18 protein-coding genes, 1 pseudogene and 1 riboswitch are annotated in these 15,929 nt (G+C 55.0%); of the genes and pseudogenes, 11 read left to right on the top strand and 8 right to left on the bottom strand.

Going from position 1 to position 15,929, the window contains the following annotated elements:
* Positions 1-141: 141 nt before the first annotated feature.
* From JCM2850_RS14750 to JCM2850_RS19770, 9 genes and pseudogenes are all read left to right on the top strand, one after another.
* A complete protein-coding gene (locus JCM2850_RS14750) occupies positions 142-615 on the top strand; it encodes a rhodanese-like domain-containing protein (protein WP_025872857.1) in 474 nt (157 codons plus the stop codon).
* A gap of 40 nt (positions 616-655) precedes the next feature.
* A complete protein-coding gene (locus tag JCM2850_RS14755; protein ID WP_025872859.1) occupies positions 656-1,120 on the top strand; it encodes a DUF6152 family protein in 465 nt (154 codons plus the stop codon).
* A gap of 23 nt (positions 1,121-1,143) precedes the next feature.
* Positions 1,144-1,953: a hypothetical protein gene (locus JCM2850_RS14760; protein WP_234406292.1), complete on the top strand. Its 810-nt coding sequence runs from the start codon at positions 1,144-1,146 to the stop codon at positions 1,951-1,953.
* A 40-nt stretch (positions 1,954-1,993) separates the two neighbouring features.
* Positions 1,994-3,001, top strand: a complete 1,008-nt coding sequence (locus tag JCM2850_RS14765) for a hypothetical protein (RefSeq protein WP_025872864.1) — start codon at positions 1,994-1,996, stop codon at positions 2,999-3,001.
* A 280-nt stretch (positions 3,002-3,281) separates the two neighbouring features.
* Positions 3,282-3,779, top strand: a complete 498-nt coding sequence (locus tag JCM2850_RS14770; RefSeq protein WP_025872866.1) for a DUF6644 family protein — start codon at positions 3,282-3,284, stop codon at positions 3,777-3,779.
* A gap of 25 nt (positions 3,780-3,804) precedes the next feature.
* On the top strand, positions 3,805-4,275 hold the full coding sequence (locus JCM2850_RS14775; RefSeq protein ID WP_025872868.1) for a DUF6644 family protein: 471 nt from the start codon (positions 3,805-3,807) through the stop codon (positions 4,273-4,275).
* A gap of 9 nt (positions 4,276-4,284) precedes the next feature.
* Positions 4,285-4,914 (top strand): cytochrome c, encoded by a 630-nt coding sequence (locus JCM2850_RS19765; protein ID WP_025872870.1) that lies wholly within the window; start codon positions 4,285-4,287, stop codon positions 4,912-4,914.
* Between the two features lie 77 nt (positions 4,915-4,991).
* A riboswitch (cobalamin riboswitch) is annotated at positions 4,992-5,209 on the top strand.
* 202 nt (positions 5,210-5,411) lie between these two features.
* A complete protein-coding gene (locus tag JCM2850_RS23110) occupies positions 5,412-5,885 on the top strand; it encodes a TonB-dependent receptor plug domain-containing protein (protein WP_234406293.1) in 474 nt (157 codons plus the stop codon).
* 203 nt (positions 5,886-6,088) lie between these two features.
* Positions 6,089-7,518 (top strand): annotated as a pseudogene (locus JCM2850_RS19770) (TonB-dependent receptor).
* Between the two features lie 90 nt (positions 7,519-7,608).
* Here the strand turns inward: JCM2850_RS19770 and JCM2850_RS14790 are convergent.
* The 3 genes from JCM2850_RS14790 to JCM2850_RS14800 all read right to left on the bottom strand — a co-directional run bounded on the left by JCM2850_RS14790 (position 7,609) and on the right by JCM2850_RS14800 (position 8,981).
* On the bottom strand, positions 7,609-8,139 hold the full coding sequence (locus tag JCM2850_RS14790; protein WP_025872872.1) for a cytochrome b: 531 nt from the start codon (positions 8,137-8,139) through the stop codon (positions 7,609-7,611).
* Between the two features lie 63 nt (positions 8,140-8,202).
* Positions 8,203-8,622 carry a competence protein ComJ gene (gene comJ, locus JCM2850_RS14795; protein WP_025872873.1) on the bottom strand — a complete coding sequence of 140 codons (420 nt, stop codon included), beginning with the start codon at positions 8,620-8,622 and terminating at the stop codon, positions 8,203-8,205.
* Positions 8,623-8,789: 167 nt separating this feature from the next.
* A complete protein-coding gene (locus JCM2850_RS14800; protein ID WP_025872876.1) occupies positions 8,790-8,981 on the bottom strand; it encodes a hypothetical protein in 192 nt (63 codons plus the stop codon).
* 122 nt (positions 8,982-9,103) lie between these two features.
* On the opposite strand from JCM2850_RS14800, the gene JCM2850_RS22070 reads away from it, so the two are divergent.
* Together JCM2850_RS22070 and JCM2850_RS19775 are read left to right on the top strand one after the other, a co-directional pair.
* A complete protein-coding gene (locus JCM2850_RS22070; protein ID WP_051525452.1) occupies positions 9,104-9,721 on the top strand; it encodes a TonB-dependent receptor plug domain-containing protein in 618 nt (205 codons plus the stop codon).
* Positions 9,718-11,277 (top strand): TonB-dependent receptor, encoded by a 1,560-nt coding sequence (locus tag JCM2850_RS19775; RefSeq protein WP_051525453.1) that lies wholly within the window; start codon positions 9,718-9,720, stop codon positions 11,275-11,277. Before JCM2850_RS22070 ends, JCM2850_RS19775 begins: the two co-directional genes overlap by 4 nt.
* 135 nt (positions 11,278-11,412) lie before the next feature.
* On the opposite strand, the gene JCM2850_RS20715 is transcribed toward JCM2850_RS19775, so the two are convergent.
* From JCM2850_RS20715 to JCM2850_RS23115, 5 genes are all read right to left on the bottom strand, one after another.
* Positions 11,413-12,906, bottom strand: coding sequence for an energy transducer TonB (locus JCM2850_RS20715; protein ID WP_025872883.1), 1,494 nt, complete (start codon positions 12,904-12,906; stop codon positions 11,413-11,415).
* 17 nt (positions 12,907-12,923) lie between these two features.
* The gene (locus tag JCM2850_RS22075; protein ID WP_199898372.1) at positions 12,924-13,364 is read right to left on the bottom strand and encodes a hypothetical protein; all 441 of its coding nucleotides are present in this window, start codon (positions 13,362-13,364) and stop codon (positions 12,924-12,926) included.
* A complete protein-coding gene (locus JCM2850_RS19785) occupies positions 13,250-14,623 on the bottom strand; it encodes a molecular chaperone HscC (RefSeq protein WP_199898370.1) in 1,374 nt (457 codons plus the stop codon). The genes JCM2850_RS22075 and JCM2850_RS19785 overlap by 115 nt, the downstream gene beginning before the upstream one ends.
* 163 nt (positions 14,624-14,786) lie before the next feature.
* Positions 14,787-15,461 (bottom strand): hypothetical protein, encoded by a 675-nt coding sequence (locus JCM2850_RS14825; RefSeq protein WP_159105187.1) that lies wholly within the window; start codon positions 15,459-15,461, stop codon positions 14,787-14,789.
* 272 nt (positions 15,462-15,733) lie between these two features.
* Positions 15,734-15,929 (bottom strand): hypothetical protein (locus JCM2850_RS23115; RefSeq protein ID WP_234406296.1); only part of this gene is annotated, 196 nt, incomplete at its 5' end.

Below are 15,929 nucleotides of genomic sequence, written 5' to 3' on the forward strand. Positions count from 1 at the left end.
TGATTCCGTATGCACTGTCAGCGGCCAATAAAAAACCCCATAGCCATCAGCCAGTTAAGCCAGCCGGGCTGCAATGCCCGACTGGCATGGCTTTTGCAAAACTAACACCATCAGAAATCAAAACCATTGGAAGGAAACACCATGAGCACATTGCGCTTTACTCCTGACCTTAAATTAGCCGTTCCATTGGCCTTGGGCCTCAGCCTGGCCCTCAACTTTGCCCCAGCCTGGGCCGAGGATGCCCCTGCGCCTGCCAACAAGGCCCCGGCTTTCAAGGCCCATGTGCTGACCAAGGCTGAAACCGACAGCTGGCTCAGCAAGCCTGATCAGGTATTGCTGATAGATGTGCGCAGGCCAGATGAACTGCAGGCCAAGGGCCAGTTCCCGGTTTACTTCAGCATACAACTCAAGGATCTGGAAAAGAATTGGGCTTACATCCCCAAGGATAGAACCCTGATCACGGTTTCCAACCACGCAGGCCGTGCAGGCCGCGCTGCGGATTTCCTTGCTGAACACGGCTACAAAGTCGCGGGTGCCACTGGCGTAGAAAACTATGAAGCCGAAGGCGGCCAGTTGCTCAAGCTGGCACCGCCACCTGCCAAAAAGCCTGAATAAGCAGCCGTATAGACCTTATAGACTTAACACGGAATACACCATGTCATTACTCAAGAACCTACCAAACAAAATCAAGCATAGCGGCTTGCTATTGCTAGGCAGCAGCCTGGTGCTGCTATCTGCCACTATCCCCGCCAATGCTCATCACGCTTTCTCGGCTGAATTCGATGCCAAGCAGCCGATTACCATCAAGGGCACGGTCACCAAGCTGGAGCTGGTCAACCCGCATAGCTGGCTTTATCTGGATGTGGCCAATGCCGACGGCAGCAAGACCAACTGGGGCTTTGAATTTGGCGCACCTTTCAGCCTCAAGGAAAAAGGCCTGACCAAGAAAACCCTGCCGCCAGGCACCGAAATCACCATCAATGGTTTCAAGTCCAAGAGTGGCAAGGAATACGGTTACGCCGTCACCACCATACTCGCCGATGGTCGCAGCTTCCAGACTGGCGGGGCACAGGATGCGCCACCCGCAACCACTGCGCCTGCAACCCCCTCCTCCAACTAGTTGTCGCTTGAAGGAAGCCTACTTTGCAAACATCACTTAAACACGCATTGCCCAGCGATTTTCTGGCGCTATCGACCAAGCTGATTGGGCTGGCCGCGATTGCTGCGCTGTTCTCGTTCAGCCTGCTTTCAGAAGCCGCCGAGAAACTGCCGCGCCTGGCCAATGGCAAGCCGGATTTCTCCGGCATTTGGCAGACCACCAGCGCGGCCGATTATGATCTGGAACCTCATTCCAACCGCGTGGATGCGCCCCCAGGCGCGGGCGTGGTAGAAGGCGGAACCATTCCCTACCTGCCCAAGGCACTGGCGCAGAAAAAGGAAAACTTTGCTCACCGCGAAACTGATGACCCACGCATCAAGGGCTGGACGCTGGGCATTCCGCGCGGCAATTATTACCCCGAGCCTTTCCAGATTTTCCAGCGCGCCAATGACATCAAACAGGTGTTCCAGTTTGGTCACTCAGTACGCACCATCTACACCAATGGCAGCCTGCATCAGGAAGACGCGCCGGACTACTGGCTGGGCGATTCACGCGGCAAATGGGAAGGCGATACCCTGGTGGTTGATGTCACCAACTTCAATGACCGCACCTGGCTGGACCGCGCAGGCAATTATCACAGCGACCAGCTACATGTAGTCGAGCGCTGGGCCTATATCGACAGCAACACCATTGCCTACAAGGCGACCATAGAAGACCCGCAGGTATATAGCCGCCCCTGGAATCTGGAGGTCATCCTGCACCGCCATAGGGAAAAGAACTTCCAGCTAATAGAAGACTATCGCTACACGCTGGAATACGACCAACACTATCCGCCCAAGCCTGACAGCCAATAAGGCCAGCGCTGACAACCCCAACTCTGATACCGAGGTCTAGATGGATACACACAAATACACACCGCTGGGGATAGGCGTGCTGGCCGTTATGGCAGCGCTGTTCTCTCTGACCAGCCAGGCGGCAGACCCTGTAAAACCTGCCGCACCAGCCGCCACCCCAGCCCCTGCAGCGCAAGCACCCGCAGGCGGTGGCATTGCCAATGAGCGCGCTTTCCCGGCCATTGCCTCCGGCAAATGGACAGGTAAACGCACGGCCGATGGCCAGCCCGATGTCTCCGGCCATTGGTCCAACACCATCGCCAATCACAACAACTTTACCGACCCGCAAGGCGGCATTCCCAACGACCCGGCTCCGCCACGCCGTCCGCTGGGGCCGCGTGAAGAACGTGCCCCCAGCCGTGTCAGCGACCCGGTTAGTGGCGAAGTACCCTTCCAGCCCTGGGCGCTGGCCAAGGTCAAGGAATTCCAGGTGGGTTTCCATAACCCCACCGAGCCGCGCTTTGTCGAGCCACTGGCACGTTGCGCCCCAGGCGGCATACCCAAGTCCTTCTACTGGCATGGCTATGAAATAGCGCAGTATCCGGGCTATATCGTCTTCTTCTTCAACTCCGGCACCCGCATCATCCATCTGGATGGCAAGCCGCACCTGGCCGAGAACATTAAATTGTGGAATGGCGATTCGCGCGGCCACTGGGAAGGCAACACTCTGGTGGTTGATGTAGGCAACCACAACGGCAAGGCCTTGTTTGGCCGCTCTGGCGAATTTATCAGCGAAAACGGCAAAATCCAGGAGCGCTATATCTTCGATAACAGCAACAAGCGCTATAACTACGTGGCCACCTTCACCGACCCCAGCGTCTATACCCGCCCCTTTGAAGTCACCATCCCGGCACGTCGCTGGACCGCCGATGACAAGCCCAATGGCTGGCACTTCGAAACCGAACGTTCCAACCACCCCGGTAAGGAAGTGCTGCTGGACAGGGATGAACGTATCTGCGCGGAGAACAATGGCGGCTTTGGCCTGGGTGCCAGCCGCGGCAGAAAATAAACCCTCAACAGCAATAGACAGTCTTTGTGCTCTCTCACCCGGCCCAGGCCGGGTTTTTTCTTTGCCCCGGCCTGAACCGGGCACTGATGTTGTCCCACCAGCATCTGCTGCCCTACCTGCATCCAAGCCGTGGATTGATGCATAACCAACACGTAAGGCTATGTAAGCCTTCATCAATTCGATATCAAAACAAGTATTTATTGCCAGAAATTCAATCACTGCCAGGTTGGCATCAGTTTTGCAAACTGTGTTGCTGAATCCACCTTTGAACTAACACCCCATGTCTCTGGCTGAAGTCATCACACTGATTAACGATTCCAAACTTGGTACAGCCTTGCGCGAATCGATTTATATGTACCCTATCGTTGAGGGCATACACCTGGTGGGCCTGGCGTTTTCCGTCGGTCTGATTCTGTTTGTGGATTTGCGCCTGATCGGCATTTTTCTACGCCAGTTGCCTGTGAATCAGGTGTTGAAGCCTCTACGTCCCTGGTTGTTGGCTGGTTTCACCGTGACTTTTCTTTCCGGTCTGCTGCTATTTATTGCCGATGCCGAGAAAGTGACCAAGATCTGGCTGTTTCCAGTGAAGTTGGCGCTCATTGTGCTGGCTGGTCTAAATGCCGCCTGGTTTGAGTACCGCTGGGGCAAACGTCTGCAAACCGAAGTGGCTTCTGCCGCATTGCCTGCAGCCGTGCGCCTTGCCGGCCTGGCCTCGCTGTTGCTCTGGAGCACGGTGGTGGCAGCAGGCCGCATGATTCCCTATCTGGCCTATAAATAAGCCAGCCACTTTTCGGAAATCTCGTATGTTTGAACACATTTTCAACAATATCCAGAACAGCGGCATAGGCAGCTTTCTCGGCAAGCAAAACCATTTGCTGGGTGCCATTGCAGAACTGCTGCATATCGCCGGGTTGATTCTGCTGCTGGCCTCGCTCCTGGTTACAGGGCTGCGGCTTATGGGCTGGGGCCTGGTATCACTATCGGTTGCCGATCTGGCTAAATCCACCTCGCGCTTTATCTGGCTGGGGCTGGCTTTGCTGGTGATCTCCGGCCTGATTTTGTTTGTGCCTGCGGCCAATATTTATTACCCCAACAAGATTTTCTGGTTCAAGTTTCAGGTGCTGTTGCTGGCACTGGTGGCACATTTCACGCTGTACCAATACGTGACGCGCAGCAAACAGGTGCATCTTTGGGTGGCGCGTATTGCGGCGCTGATTATTCTTGGCCTGTGGTTTAGCGTGGCGTTTGCGGGTCGTTTTGTCGGTTTTTTCTAGGTTGGGTAAATGAAGTTGCTGAATTGGCGTTTAACCGGGCTGCTTGGCCTGATGGCAGGTAGCGCGTTGCTGTTTCTCACGGCATGCCAGCAAGGGGCAAATAGCCAGCCTGTTGCGGTGGCTTTTCAGACCGAAACCAGTCTGCAGGACATTATGCGTTTCATCATAGACACCAATGCTGACGAGGTATGGAATGCGTTTTCTACCGTGGTAACGGCGGAAGAAGAGATAGAAAAATCACCGCAGAGCGATGAAGAGTGGGCGGCGGTGCGCAGAAGCGCGCTTACCCTGGCTGAAGCCAGCAATCTGCTGCTGATTCCTGGGCGCAAAATTGCCCATGCCGGGGAGAGCACTTCCTCGCACCCGGTGGAGCTGGAGCCAGAAGGAATTGCACGTGAAATCAGCCAGAACCGCGCGGCTTTTCAGGCTTACGCCAATGCCTTGCATGAGGCCAGCCTGGAAATTGTGGCGGCGGTGGATAAACGTGACCATGAGGCCATTCTGCGCCTAGGTGGCAAGCTGGACCATGTGTGCGAAAGCTGCCATGCGCGTTTTTGGTATCCGGGTGAACGTATTCCGGAATTTCCGCGCCTGAAGGCGATTGAACATCAAGCCTTGAAGCAGCAAGGAGGCCAATAAGTCACTTAATCCTTCATTACCCGGTTTTTACTGGGTTGTTACTGGGCTTTTAGCCACTTTTATTCATGTTTTTACGCTAGAATCTGGCCACTCACGGTTTTTGCTGCTCAGCTGGGCGGCAAAATAATAGGGAATCCGGTGCGTTTGCTGGCTTAAGCCAGCCACTATTCCGGAACTGCCCCCGCAACTGTAACCGACGAGCTTGCATGCACTCTTAGCCACTGGATTTATCCGGGAAGGCGCATGCAGGTGATGACCCGGAAGTCAGGAGACCTGCCGTTAGTCTAGTCAAGTTGTTCAAGATACCGCAGGCCTGGCCCGCAGTATCAGGGCGGGGTGCCCCTGGAACCGGTTTATGCTGTCATGCCACCACAGAAGTGGCCCAGCCGTATTGCTGCATCGTCCACAATATCTGGATAGTGGCAGCGCCCTCCATTCTCACTTCCGCCCGCGCAACCTGGCTTGCCATTCGATGCAAACCTTAGGGAGCAATACCAATGAAACAGCACTATCCACTATTGGCTGCGGCCATGTGGGCTGTGTTCAGCAGCGGGGCGCTAGCTGATACCACCTCCACACTGGAAGAAATCCAGGTTCAGGCCGCGAGCGAAAAGCACGGCCTGGGCCTGAAGAAACAGAACAGCACGGCTAGCCGTTTAGGGCTTACTGCGCAGGAAACCCCAGCCAGCATAGAGTTACTCGACGCGCAGACGATCAGAAGCCGTGGCGATAGCCTGGTGCGTGAGGCTGTCTCACGCAGCACTGGCATTACCGATATCAGCAATCTGGGCGTGGGCGTGGCATTCTCCGCCCGTGGCTTCACTGGCAACAATTCGGTGGCGCAGGCCGAGGACGGTATACGCCTGCTCACCGCCGCCAGCACCCTCACCTACCTTCGGACACCTGGGGTTATGAACGTTTTGAAATTCTGCGTGGCCCGGCTTCGGTGCTGTTTGGCGATGCCAGCGTAGGCGGCATTATCAACAGCATACGCAAGGCCCCCAGCCGGGATAGCAGCCTGGAAGCCTTAGTGGGTGTTGGCACGCGTGGTGAATACCGCGCAGGTGTAGGCGGTACAGGCGCCATAGGCGAGATCGGCGCTTTCCGTATTGATGCCTCCACCACTGGCGGCAATGGTTTTGTCGATGATGGTGAGCACAAGAGCAAGAAGCTCATGAGTAATTTCCTCTTCACGCCTTCAGAGCAGCTGCGCTTCAATATCAGCTTTGATCACTCAGAGGAATCACCTACGCAATACACAGGCATTCCGCTGCGTGATGGCCGCCTTTCCACTGGCCTGCGTAAGGAAAACTACAACATCAGCAATGGTGTGCAGAACTTTGATGATGACAGACTGCGCGGCAAGCTGGAGTGGGAGATCAATGACACGCTGAAACTGACCAATGTGGCTTATTGGTTCAACTCCAGACGCCATTGGCGCAACCTTGAGTACTTCTCGCTGGATACTGCCAGCAATACGGTGGATAGAAGCGGCTATACCGAAATTCGCCACAAGCAGAAACAGCTAGGCAACAGGCTGGAACTGGCCTCGACCGCTGAAGTGTTTGGTTTGAAAAATCGCTGGGCCGTGGGTTATGAAGTCGCGCGCGTGGATTTCCGTTATTTCGATAATTTCTATGATGACGATACGGCGGCCAGCACGGTGCCAATCAAGAATTTTGATCGCGGCGTGTTTTTCTCTGATCTGGCTACCCTGCTCGATTTCAGCTCACGCACCAAACAGCACGCGGTGTTTGTTGAAGATGCCATAGACCTCAACGACCACATTAAGCTGAGTGTAGGCCTGCGCCAGGACTGGATCAATGTGCAATATGACAGTCACCTCAACAGCACCGAGATAGACAAGGATTATTCGCCGTTTTCTTATCGCGCAGGCCTGGTTTATCAGCCTGTCCGCGATTTATCGTTCTACGGTCAGTACAGCAAGGGTTCAGACCCGGTGACCTCACTGGTGACGCTGCGCCCCAGCAACAGCGCTTTCAAGCTAACCAAGGCGGAGCAGCTTGAGGTCGGGGCCAAACATTTATTGCCCGATGGCAAAGGCGAAGTATCACTGGCCCTCTACCATATCAAGAAGGATGACATCCTCACCCGCGTACCAGGTCAGGCCAGCCAAAATGTACAAGGCGGCTCACAATCTTCGCGCGGTATAGAGTTATCCGGCACCTTCTACCCAGCACCACACTGGCGGGCTGATTTGAACGCCGCATTGCTGGACGCACGCTATGACGACTTTTCCCAGACTGTAGGCGGCGTGGTGACTTCCCGTGCGGGCAACACGCCTTATGATGTCCCTGAGAAAGTGGCCAATGCTGGATTTACTACCAGCATGAGCGCTGGGAGGCGGGACTAGGGGCAAGACTGGTGGGCAAACGTTATACCGACCCATCCAATAACACAGTGATGGCGGGTTACACCGTGTATGACGCCAACGTGGCCTGGAAGATCAATCCCAAGACCACCCTGCGCCTCAACCTGCGCAACATCACCGATAAGTACTTTGCCCCGGTCTCTTATGACAGTCAGCAATTCCTTGTCGGCCAACCACGGGCGGCAGAGATAGTGGCCGAATTCAGTTATTAAGGAGCTAGCGATTGCGCTTATGACTGCTTGCAGAGAAATCCAGCGCGCCGGATTTCTCTGCAAGCCCTGCCTGATTCGGCAACTGCCTCATTAGCTAAACCAGATACGTCTGAAGATATTGTCCTTGACCACAAACTGATGATGCAGCGCCGCCAGGATATGGCCTGCCACCAGCGCAGTCAGTGCATAAGCCAGCCAGCCGTGCCAGTCCATAAAGAAGTGCGCCAGATCAGGGTCTTTAGCAAACAGCGGCTCCCAGTGCCATTGAAAAAAGGTATAGCCACGGTTAAAGCTGCCAGCTACCAGGGCAATGAAGGGCACGGCAAACATCAAGAGGTAGAGGCCGAAATGGGCAAACTCGATGAGTACTTGCTGCAAATGCCCTACCTCCTGGCTGGGCAATACGCTGCGCAAGCGCCAGATGATGCGTAGCAAAATCAGCCCCAGCACGATGGCACCAAAGGACTTGTGCAGGTTGTAGAGCGTGCTGCGAAATTCATCGCGCGGCAGCCCGGCCATATACCAGCCAAGAATGATGAGGCCGATGATGAGAATGGCCACTGCCCAATGCAGGGCAATGCTGATGGAGTTGTAACGGGTTACTGCGGTATTGCTGGTCATAGGATGTTCATCCTTATCGCCTCTTGGGCTGTGATGTTGTTAGACATGGTTTAAATAAATGGATTAATTAATAGGGAGCTTTTCTTCCTGCTGGTGTTTGTTAAAGCGCACATTCACCTCAGGCACGGCCTGCTGCTCTGGGGCCAGAAACTCCACTTGCAGCAGGTAAGAGCCCGCAGGCACTTCTATGGGGATGGCATCTGTGATGCTGGCGATGGAAACCAGGCCATCCATGGTCTCGAAGTGCACCTTGAAATGCCGCACCACCTGCGGCGTCAATGGCGGGTAAGGCTCGTTGATAAAGACATTGATCTTGTGCGGCCCATCATCCACCAGGGTACGGAATGAGGAGCTACAGGGCCGCCAGGAATAACCCTGGGCCAGATTTTTCTCGCTCCAGTCATTCAGCGGGGCGGACAGGTGCGGGATGTAGATGCACAGCTGTGAATAGGACAGATGAATATTGAGTTCAAGTTTGGCCATGATCGTTCTTGCTAAAGGTTGAGGTATGGGTAACTTGCCACGCGACAGGCCTGGTTAACGCGCAATGCTAAAGCTTGATTCTTGAGCTTATAGCCGCAGGGATGCGATACAGGGCCAGAGTTGGCTGGTGCCTGGTTTCACTTGTCGCTCGCTGTGTATCGCAACCTTTATGCCAGAGCGGGCTGACTGGCCGCAAAAAGCCAGCGAATGGCTAAGCCATTCAAGTGATTGAGTATTTTTGCTAACGCCTCAGTTTGATATTGGCAGCAATGATTTAGAAAAAGAAAAAGCAGGATTTGCAGCATATGAATGTTGATGCAGCAACAGCCATTGCCTGCGCCCTGCTGCAAAGCCAGCAAGGCGCAGCCTGAGGGTGCAACAGAGTGGAAGATGTATTAAGTGTTGGTTTTTTGTTGATGGGTGTGACCAGGCGCTAGAGCAAGCGCCTGTTTTCTATTGTTATAAGTTCAAAGGTATAAAGATGGTATTTATTTTAAAGTTTCTTGCCCGTGCAATCCCCGCCGCCTCTTTGCTGTTAGTGGCGACAACGGCGGCCGGGGCCGAGGTTAAGGCTGACACGCAATCTGATATTAAATCTGGCGATGCTGCTAACAGCCAGCATCAGGCCGAAGCAGGCAGCAATGCCGTGCTGCCAGAAACTCGCGTTTCTGCGGGCCGTAGCCAGGCAGTGCAAGGCTATAACGCCATTACCAGCACTGGCCCCAGCCGCACCGAAACCCCGGTGATGGAGCTGGCGCAATCGGTGCGCGTGATTTCGCGTGAATGTTTGGATGACACGCGCGCCCTGCGCCTGGCTGACACTGTGGATTACGTCAGCGGCATTGCACGCCTTAACGACTTTGGCACCACCTGGGATAACTTTGCGATACGCGGATTTTCCAATACCGATCAGGGCATGCTGATCAATGGCTTCAGGGGTGGTCGTGGTTATAACGTCACGCGTGATGCCGCCACCGTGGAGCGCTTTGAGTTTCTCAAAGGCCCGGCGGCTGCAGTGTATGGCGCTAGTGAACCCGGCGGCATTATCAACATAGTCACCAAAAAACCCAAGTTCACCCAGGCCAATAGCTGGATGTGAATATAGGCAGCTATGGCCTGCGCCGTGCCGCGCTGGACACCACAGGCCCCATCAATGAGCAGCTGGCTTACAGGCTTAACGTGGTAGCGGAAGATAGCGCCATGCGCAGCAGCCTGTTTGAAGGCGATAGGCAAACCGTGGCCCCGGCCCTGACCTGGGTGATCAGTGACAAAACCGTACTTAACTATGAAGCCGAATTCACGCGGGTGAGTACGCCTCTGGATAGAGGCCTGATTCAGATCAACGGCAACCCGCGAGCGCTGCCACGCTCACGTGTGCTGGGTGAGCCCAATGACGGCAATGTGGAGCTAACCAGCCAGGCGCATCAACTGACGCTGGAACATGAATTCACCAGCCAGTGGCGCGCGCGTGCTGGCCTTAACTTCAAGAAAGGCACGTTTGAAGGTGACAACACCGAGCTGGCAACCTTCACCCCACCCGTGGTCAACCGCCGCCAGATGTGGCGCTCGCTACCTATGCGTGACACCTCTTTCCAGGCCGAGCTTGAGGGCAAGCTGCAAACTGGCAGCATAGGCCACACCGTATTGCTAGGCGTGGAAGCCTCCAGGCTCTGGATGGCGCAGGAGATTACCCGCTCTAACCCAGCCACCACGCCCTACCCGCTGAATATCTACAACCCGGTGTATGGTCAGGCCAAGCCAACAAGCCAGGACTGGTGGTATGACGTTGATGAACAACAGAAGAACAACGCCGTGTATCTGCAGGATCAAATGAGTTTATCGCCGCAATGGAAACTGCTGGCAGGCGTGCGTTTTGATAACTACCACCAGTCTTATGTGGATCACCTCAACGCGGGGCAAACCAGCCAGCAGCGCCAGACCGCCACCTCGCCGCGCATAGGCCTGACCTATCTGCCCACAGACTGGGCCTCGGTCTATGTTTCTTACAGCAAGGGCTTCCGCCCCAACTCCGGTGGTAGCGTCACTGGCGGTGCGTTTGACCCGCAAGAGTCCCGCGCCAGCGAAATTGGCCTCAAGCTGCAAACCCAAGACCAGCGCCTGGGGGCCAACTTTGCCGTGTTTGATATCACCAAGCGCAATGTACTGGTGGGTGACCTGGCCAATGCGGGTTTTCAGGTGGCGGCGGGTGAAGCCACCAGCAAGGGCTTTGAGGCTGATGTCTACGGCAAGCTCGATCAGCACTGGCGCCTGACCGCCAATTTTGCCTATACCGATGCCGAAGTCAGCAAGGATAGCAACGCCAATATGGTGGGCGCACGCCTGGCCAACATCCCCAAGACCAGCGCTGGCCTGCTGGCCATACGCGAGGACATTTTGCCCAACGGCAGCCGTTACGGCATAGGCACGGGCATAGTGTATGTAGGCAAGCGCTCAGGGAATGCGGCAGATACTTATGAGCTGCCCGCTTACACCACGGTCAAGCTGCTGAGCTATTGGCAGGTCAGCCCCAAGGCGCGTTTCTCGCTGGATGTGAGCAATCTGTTTGACCAGCGCTATATCACCTCAACCTGGAACAACTACGTCATGCCCGGCCTGGGGCGTAGCGTGCTGGCCAGCCTGCACTTGCAGTTCTAGCGTATGCCTTGCGGGCCACGCAGCATGCCGTGGCCTGCCAGGTATATTCCAAGCAAGGCATATCCCGAGCAAGGCATATCACCTTGCCATATCTCCTTGCTAGCCATGCAAGATCAAGCCCTCAGTACCGCAGCACTAAAGCGCGTAACTGAAAGGCGCAGTGACAGAGAATTTCTGTGCCTGACCTTGCTTGAGCACTGGCTCAAAGCACCAGCGCCGCGCGGCATCCAGCGAGGCCTGATCCAGGCGGTGATGGCCGCTGGACTCGGTGATTTGCGCATCAATGACAGAGCCATCCACATCTACCAGCATCAGCACCTTGACCTTGCCAGTTTCGCGATTGCGCATCGACTGCACCGGGTACTCAGGTGCTGGCCGCTGCTCTTTACCCGTGCATATGGTAGGCCCCACCATGGACTGCACCGGGTCTGTCACTTGTTGCACCTGCTCGCGGGCTAAATCCCGCGCCCAGTTGTTTGTCACCTCATTATCCTGAGAGAGCAATGCCCGGCCCACGCCAAACAAGAAATAAAACAGCAGCAGATAACCAAAGTATTTGCGGGCATTGCTTTTACCGCGCTGCATATAAATTCTGTACAACGGCAGCAGATAGGTGGTGATTGCCAGCATGATGGCAAAGGCTATGGCGGCATACATGGCGGTGAGCCAGGCGCTTTCTTCCACCAGCAATCCTGCAACCAGCGCTGCCACGCTGGCATACAGCAGATGCTGACGCCTGACCGGGAAAGCTGTGCCGGGCGCGGGCTTGAAATAGGCCGCGAGTGCAGGCAAGCCCAAATTTTCACATCTGGCCTGCCATTGCTTTCTTTCCGCGATATCGGCGTCTGACAGCAGAAAATCGGGCAGACGCTGCTTGTGCCCGGCCAGATTGGCATCCTGCTTGAGCAGGGCATTTTGATAAGTCTCGGCCAGTAGCTTGAGATTGCTCAGCCAATGGTGCTCACCTGCGTTGAATTCGCGCCGCGAAAAACCTGCGCTCTCCGTCCACTTATAAAACGCATCCAGCTCCAGATAGCTCAGCAGCAAAGGGGCGGGGGTGTTGAACACCCAGTTCAGCACTTCCACCTCAATAGCGGCAGCCTCATCCAGCGAATATTGGCCAAGCCCGGCCAGAAAAGCCTGGGTCTGCGCCTGCGCCTTGTTTTCGTTTCTCATCACAGCGCAATCTTCCAGCTGCTGCAAATACTGCAACACCGGGTGCAAGGGAGTTTCAGCAGCGGGCTCGGGCGGCAGGTCTGTATATTGAACAGGCTGGTAATGCACCTGTTGCTGAATTGCCTGGTATTGAATTGGATCATACTGCGCGTCCTGCCCGGCATAGGCAGAGCGCGCCTCAGGCGCAGCGCTAATGGCCTCAGTTGGCGCGCTTAACGAGCTTGTGAACCCTAATTGCGCGGCCCCTGCTTGCGCTGCTTCAACCTGCGCTGCTTCTGCCTCGGCCTGTGCGGCAGCAAAGTTTGCCAGCGCAATTTCATAGGCCTCACGGATATTGCCAAACTCCACCGGGTGGGTTTCCGGGCGAAACTCCTTGATCAGCCTTGCATAGGCACGGCGGATTTCCTTGCTATCGGCATTGCTGGCAATGCCCAGGGTTTGATAGATATTCATCTGCGTACTCAGCCTGGCTACCAGACCTCTCCACGCTCTATAGAGCCCAGGGCGCGGTTGAAGGCTTCTCTGGCGCGGCTGATGGCATGCGGGTCCTGTTTTTCCAGCACCGCCAGAAACTGCGCCATTAATTGCCCTACCTGCACGCGCTGGTCACCCAGAAACTGCTCATACAGGCGTTCGCCACGCTCCAGTAAATAGCGGTTTTCTTCCTGCTCACGCGGGTGCACCTTCAGCGCGGCCAGTAATTTGCGTCTGGCTTCTATTTCCTGCTCACTGACATTGCTGGCCAGCTTGTTGATCACCAGATTCTTGCGTATGCCGGCTTTTTCCACATCCACATCTACTTCGAGTATGCCGTTGATATCGTAGGTGTAGCGGATGTCGGCGCTGATTTCACCCTGGGCCGCGCGGGCACTTCTATCTCCAGCGTCTCCAGCAGAATATTCTTGGCACAATCGCGAGATTCGCCCTGGTAAATCTTGATCTCAAGCAGGGTTTGATTGTCATTGGCGGTGACCACCGTGCGCACCCGGCTGGCTGGCACTATGGTGTTGCGCTCTATGATGGGCATAAACACCAGACCTATGACTTGCTGCTGATCGTAATCCGTCACCTCAGTGCCCAGGGTATGCGGGCACACATCGGTAAGCACCACCTCATTAAAGCTCACATCCTGCGCCACCAGCCCGGCGCACACCGCCGCCCCCAGGCCTATGGTCTGGTCCGGGTCTATATAGCGCGCGGGCAAGCGGCCAAATAACTGCGTCACCAGCTTGCGTATCATGGTCATGCGCGTGGCACCGCCCACCATAATCAGTTCATCCAAGTCGCTGGTGCGCAATCTGGCATCGCGCAAGGCGCGCTCTATCGGGCCACGCAAGCGCTCCAGCAAGGGCTTGCAGCCTGATTCAAACTCGGCCTGGCTGATCTCTGCCGCCACCAACGCCTGGTCTATCTTCACCTGCATGCTGGTAGTGGCCTGCTCATTCAACTGCCGTTTGGCATCTTCCGCCGCAAAGCGTATGGCGGCCAGCACGGCAGGCTGGTGCTGCTGTGACAGGCTGAGGCCAGCTTTCTTGATAAACAGATCGACCAGCACCTGGCTGAAATCATCGCCACCGAGAAAACTATCCCCGCCCGTGGCGCGCACTTCCATCACGCCTTCAAATTTCTCCAGAATGGAAACATCAAAGGTGCCGCCCCCCAGATCGAAAATCAGAAACTTGGCCTCGGAGGCATAATCCTGAATGCCGTGGAACAAGGCCGCCGCCGTGGGTTCATTGATCAGTCGCAGGACATTCAAGCCAGCCAGCTGCCCCGCGGCCTTGGTGGCTTTGCGCTGGGCATCATTGAAATAGGCCGGGACGGAAATCACCACATCACTGACCTCCTGCCCCAGCAAGGCCTCGGCATCGGCCTTGAGCGAGCGCAGCACCAGCGCTGAGAGATCTTCCGCCGTATAGTCGGTTTTCCCCAGCTTGATCAGCTGGCGTGTGCCCATCAGGCGCTTGAAGGAATGGGCAGTGAGCTGGGGAAACTTATACAGGCGCTCACGAGCAGTGGCTCCTACCAGCACCGTGCCAGTGTCATCAACACCCACCACCGAAGGCGTCAGCAACTGACCAGTAGCATTGGGAATGGCGGTAGGAACACCGTCCTTGAGATAGCAGACCAAACTATTGCTGGTGCCTAGATCAATACCAAGAATTGTCATGATTAAGAATTAAATTAATAAAGCCAAATTAACAAACCAGAATTAACAAAACGAAATTAAAAAATCCGCGCTCACAAATCCCACCTTGCAAGCCCAGCCGCCAATACCCGGCAAGGGCACGCACTGTGCACAATATTCACCGCCAATCCGTCCATGCTTAAACCTAGTTTTTTGCCAGCTTTTTATAGCTGATATTGCTGGGGTCTATGGCCACCACGCCGAGAAAACCTCTCACCCATACCCTGCCTTCTTTTTCCCCTATCAAAGACCCCAAGGTGTCAAAAGTAAACCGGGGATAAAGAAACTCTGAGGTATAGATAATCTGCGGTTCCGCCAGAATAGAGGCATCGGATTCTGCATTGTACTGTTTGAGTATTGCCGCATAAGCCAGCGTGCTTTGGGCCTGAATATTGGCCAGCGCTTCTGGCTGCAGCGTTGCCAGACTGTCCAGGGTATAAACCCCAGGCAGTTGATAGCGATAATTTCTACTCCAGAGATTGCTGCCCTCGCCACCCTCGATCTGTAACGATGAAGAAAGATGAATGGTGTTTTCTGTGGTTTTGGAAATGATGAAGTAGGGCGTTACGCGTATATCCTGCGCTGAGGCTTGCTCCAGCAACTTGAAGCCCTGCGTGGATGAGGCCTGCGCAAAGGCGGTTTTGGCATTGAACTGCACACGGCCCTTAAGCTTGCTGAGATCATGATCGGTGTTGGTTTCGATCATTTTCATATTGGCCATCACACCAAATGGCCCGGCAAGCAAGCCCAGTGCAGCGCCCCCACCACCAAAATTCTGGAAATACAGCACGGAATTATCCGCCACTACGCCCTTCCACATATGATCCTGAGTGCTGAGAACTTTTGAGCTAGCGTAACCGTACTGCTGGTGTATGGAAGAAGCAGGCTGGGCAGCCTGAAGTTTTGGTGCGGCAGCACAACCAAAAAGTGCCACGCAAATAAAGGCCAGAACAGCCTGATAACGCAACAACAAGATTTTCCCCTTTAAAGATTTACCGCAATGCCATGCTTTTTTATTTATCTGCTGGATTATAGAGTTTGTTGAACAAATTGACAGGCCATATTCACTTAATTTCAACACGCAAACCAAGTTTAAATCTGGCTTAACTCACATGAATATGCACATGAGTATGCACATAAAAACGCACATGAAAAAAAGGTTGGCCTAAGCCAAACCTTTTGATGTTTAAAGCTGAGGTGATCAGCCGCTGGCCAATTAAGGCCCCGCGCCACCGCCAGCGCCACCGCCAGCACCACCGCCTGCTCCGCCACCAGCACCACCTCCGGC

The sequence above is a fragment of the Methylobacillus glycogenes JCM 2850 genome, assembly GCF_000617925.1.
Lineage (GTDB): Bacteria > Pseudomonadota > Gammaproteobacteria > Burkholderiales > Methylophilaceae > Methylobacillus > Methylobacillus glycogenes.

Excerpts from the sequence above, each read along its gene's own strand:
- JCM2850_RS14750 (WP_025872857.1), top strand. The coding sequence starts at position 142 with ATGAGCACATTGCGCTTTACTCCTGACCTTAAATTAGCCGTTCCATTG.
- JCM2850_RS14755 (WP_025872859.1), top strand. The coding sequence starts at position 656 with ATGTCATTACTCAAGAACCTACCAAACAAAATCAAGCATAGCGGCTTG.
- JCM2850_RS14765 (WP_025872864.1), top strand. The coding sequence starts at position 1,994 with ATGGATACACACAAATACACACCGCTGGGGATAGGCGTGCTGGCCGTT.
- JCM2850_RS14770 (WP_025872866.1), top strand. The coding sequence starts at position 3,282 with ATGTCTCTGGCTGAAGTCATCACACTGATTAACGATTCCAAACTTGGT.
- JCM2850_RS14775 (WP_025872868.1), top strand. The coding sequence starts at position 3,805 with ATGTTTGAACACATTTTCAACAATATCCAGAACAGCGGCATAGGCAGC.
- JCM2850_RS19765 (WP_025872870.1), top strand. The coding sequence starts at position 4,285 with ATGAAGTTGCTGAATTGGCGTTTAACCGGGCTGCTTGGCCTGATGGCA.
- JCM2850_RS23110 (WP_234406293.1), top strand. The coding sequence starts at position 5,412 with ATGAAACAGCACTATCCACTATTGGCTGCGGCCATGTGGGCTGTGTTC.
- JCM2850_RS14790 (WP_025872872.1), bottom strand. The coding sequence starts at position 8,139 with ATGACCAGCAATACCGCAGTAACCCGTTACAACTCCATCAGCATTGCC.
- comJ (WP_025872873.1), bottom strand. The coding sequence starts at position 8,622 with ATGGCCAAACTTGAACTCAATATTCATCTGTCCTATTCACAGCTGTGC.
- JCM2850_RS22070 (WP_051525452.1), top strand. The coding sequence starts at position 9,104 with ATGGTATTTATTTTAAAGTTTCTTGCCCGTGCAATCCCCGCCGCCTCT.
- JCM2850_RS20715 (WP_025872883.1), bottom strand. The coding sequence starts at position 12,906 with ATGAATATCTATCAAACCCTGGGCATTGCCAGCAATGCCGATAGCAAG.
- JCM2850_RS19785 (WP_199898370.1), bottom strand. The coding sequence starts at position 14,623 with ATGACAATTCTTGGTATTGATCTAGGCACCAGCAATAGTTTGGTCTGC.
- JCM2850_RS14825 (WP_159105187.1), bottom strand. The coding sequence starts at position 15,461 with ATGTGGAAGGGCGTAGTGGCGGATAATTCCGTGCTGTATTTCCAGAAT.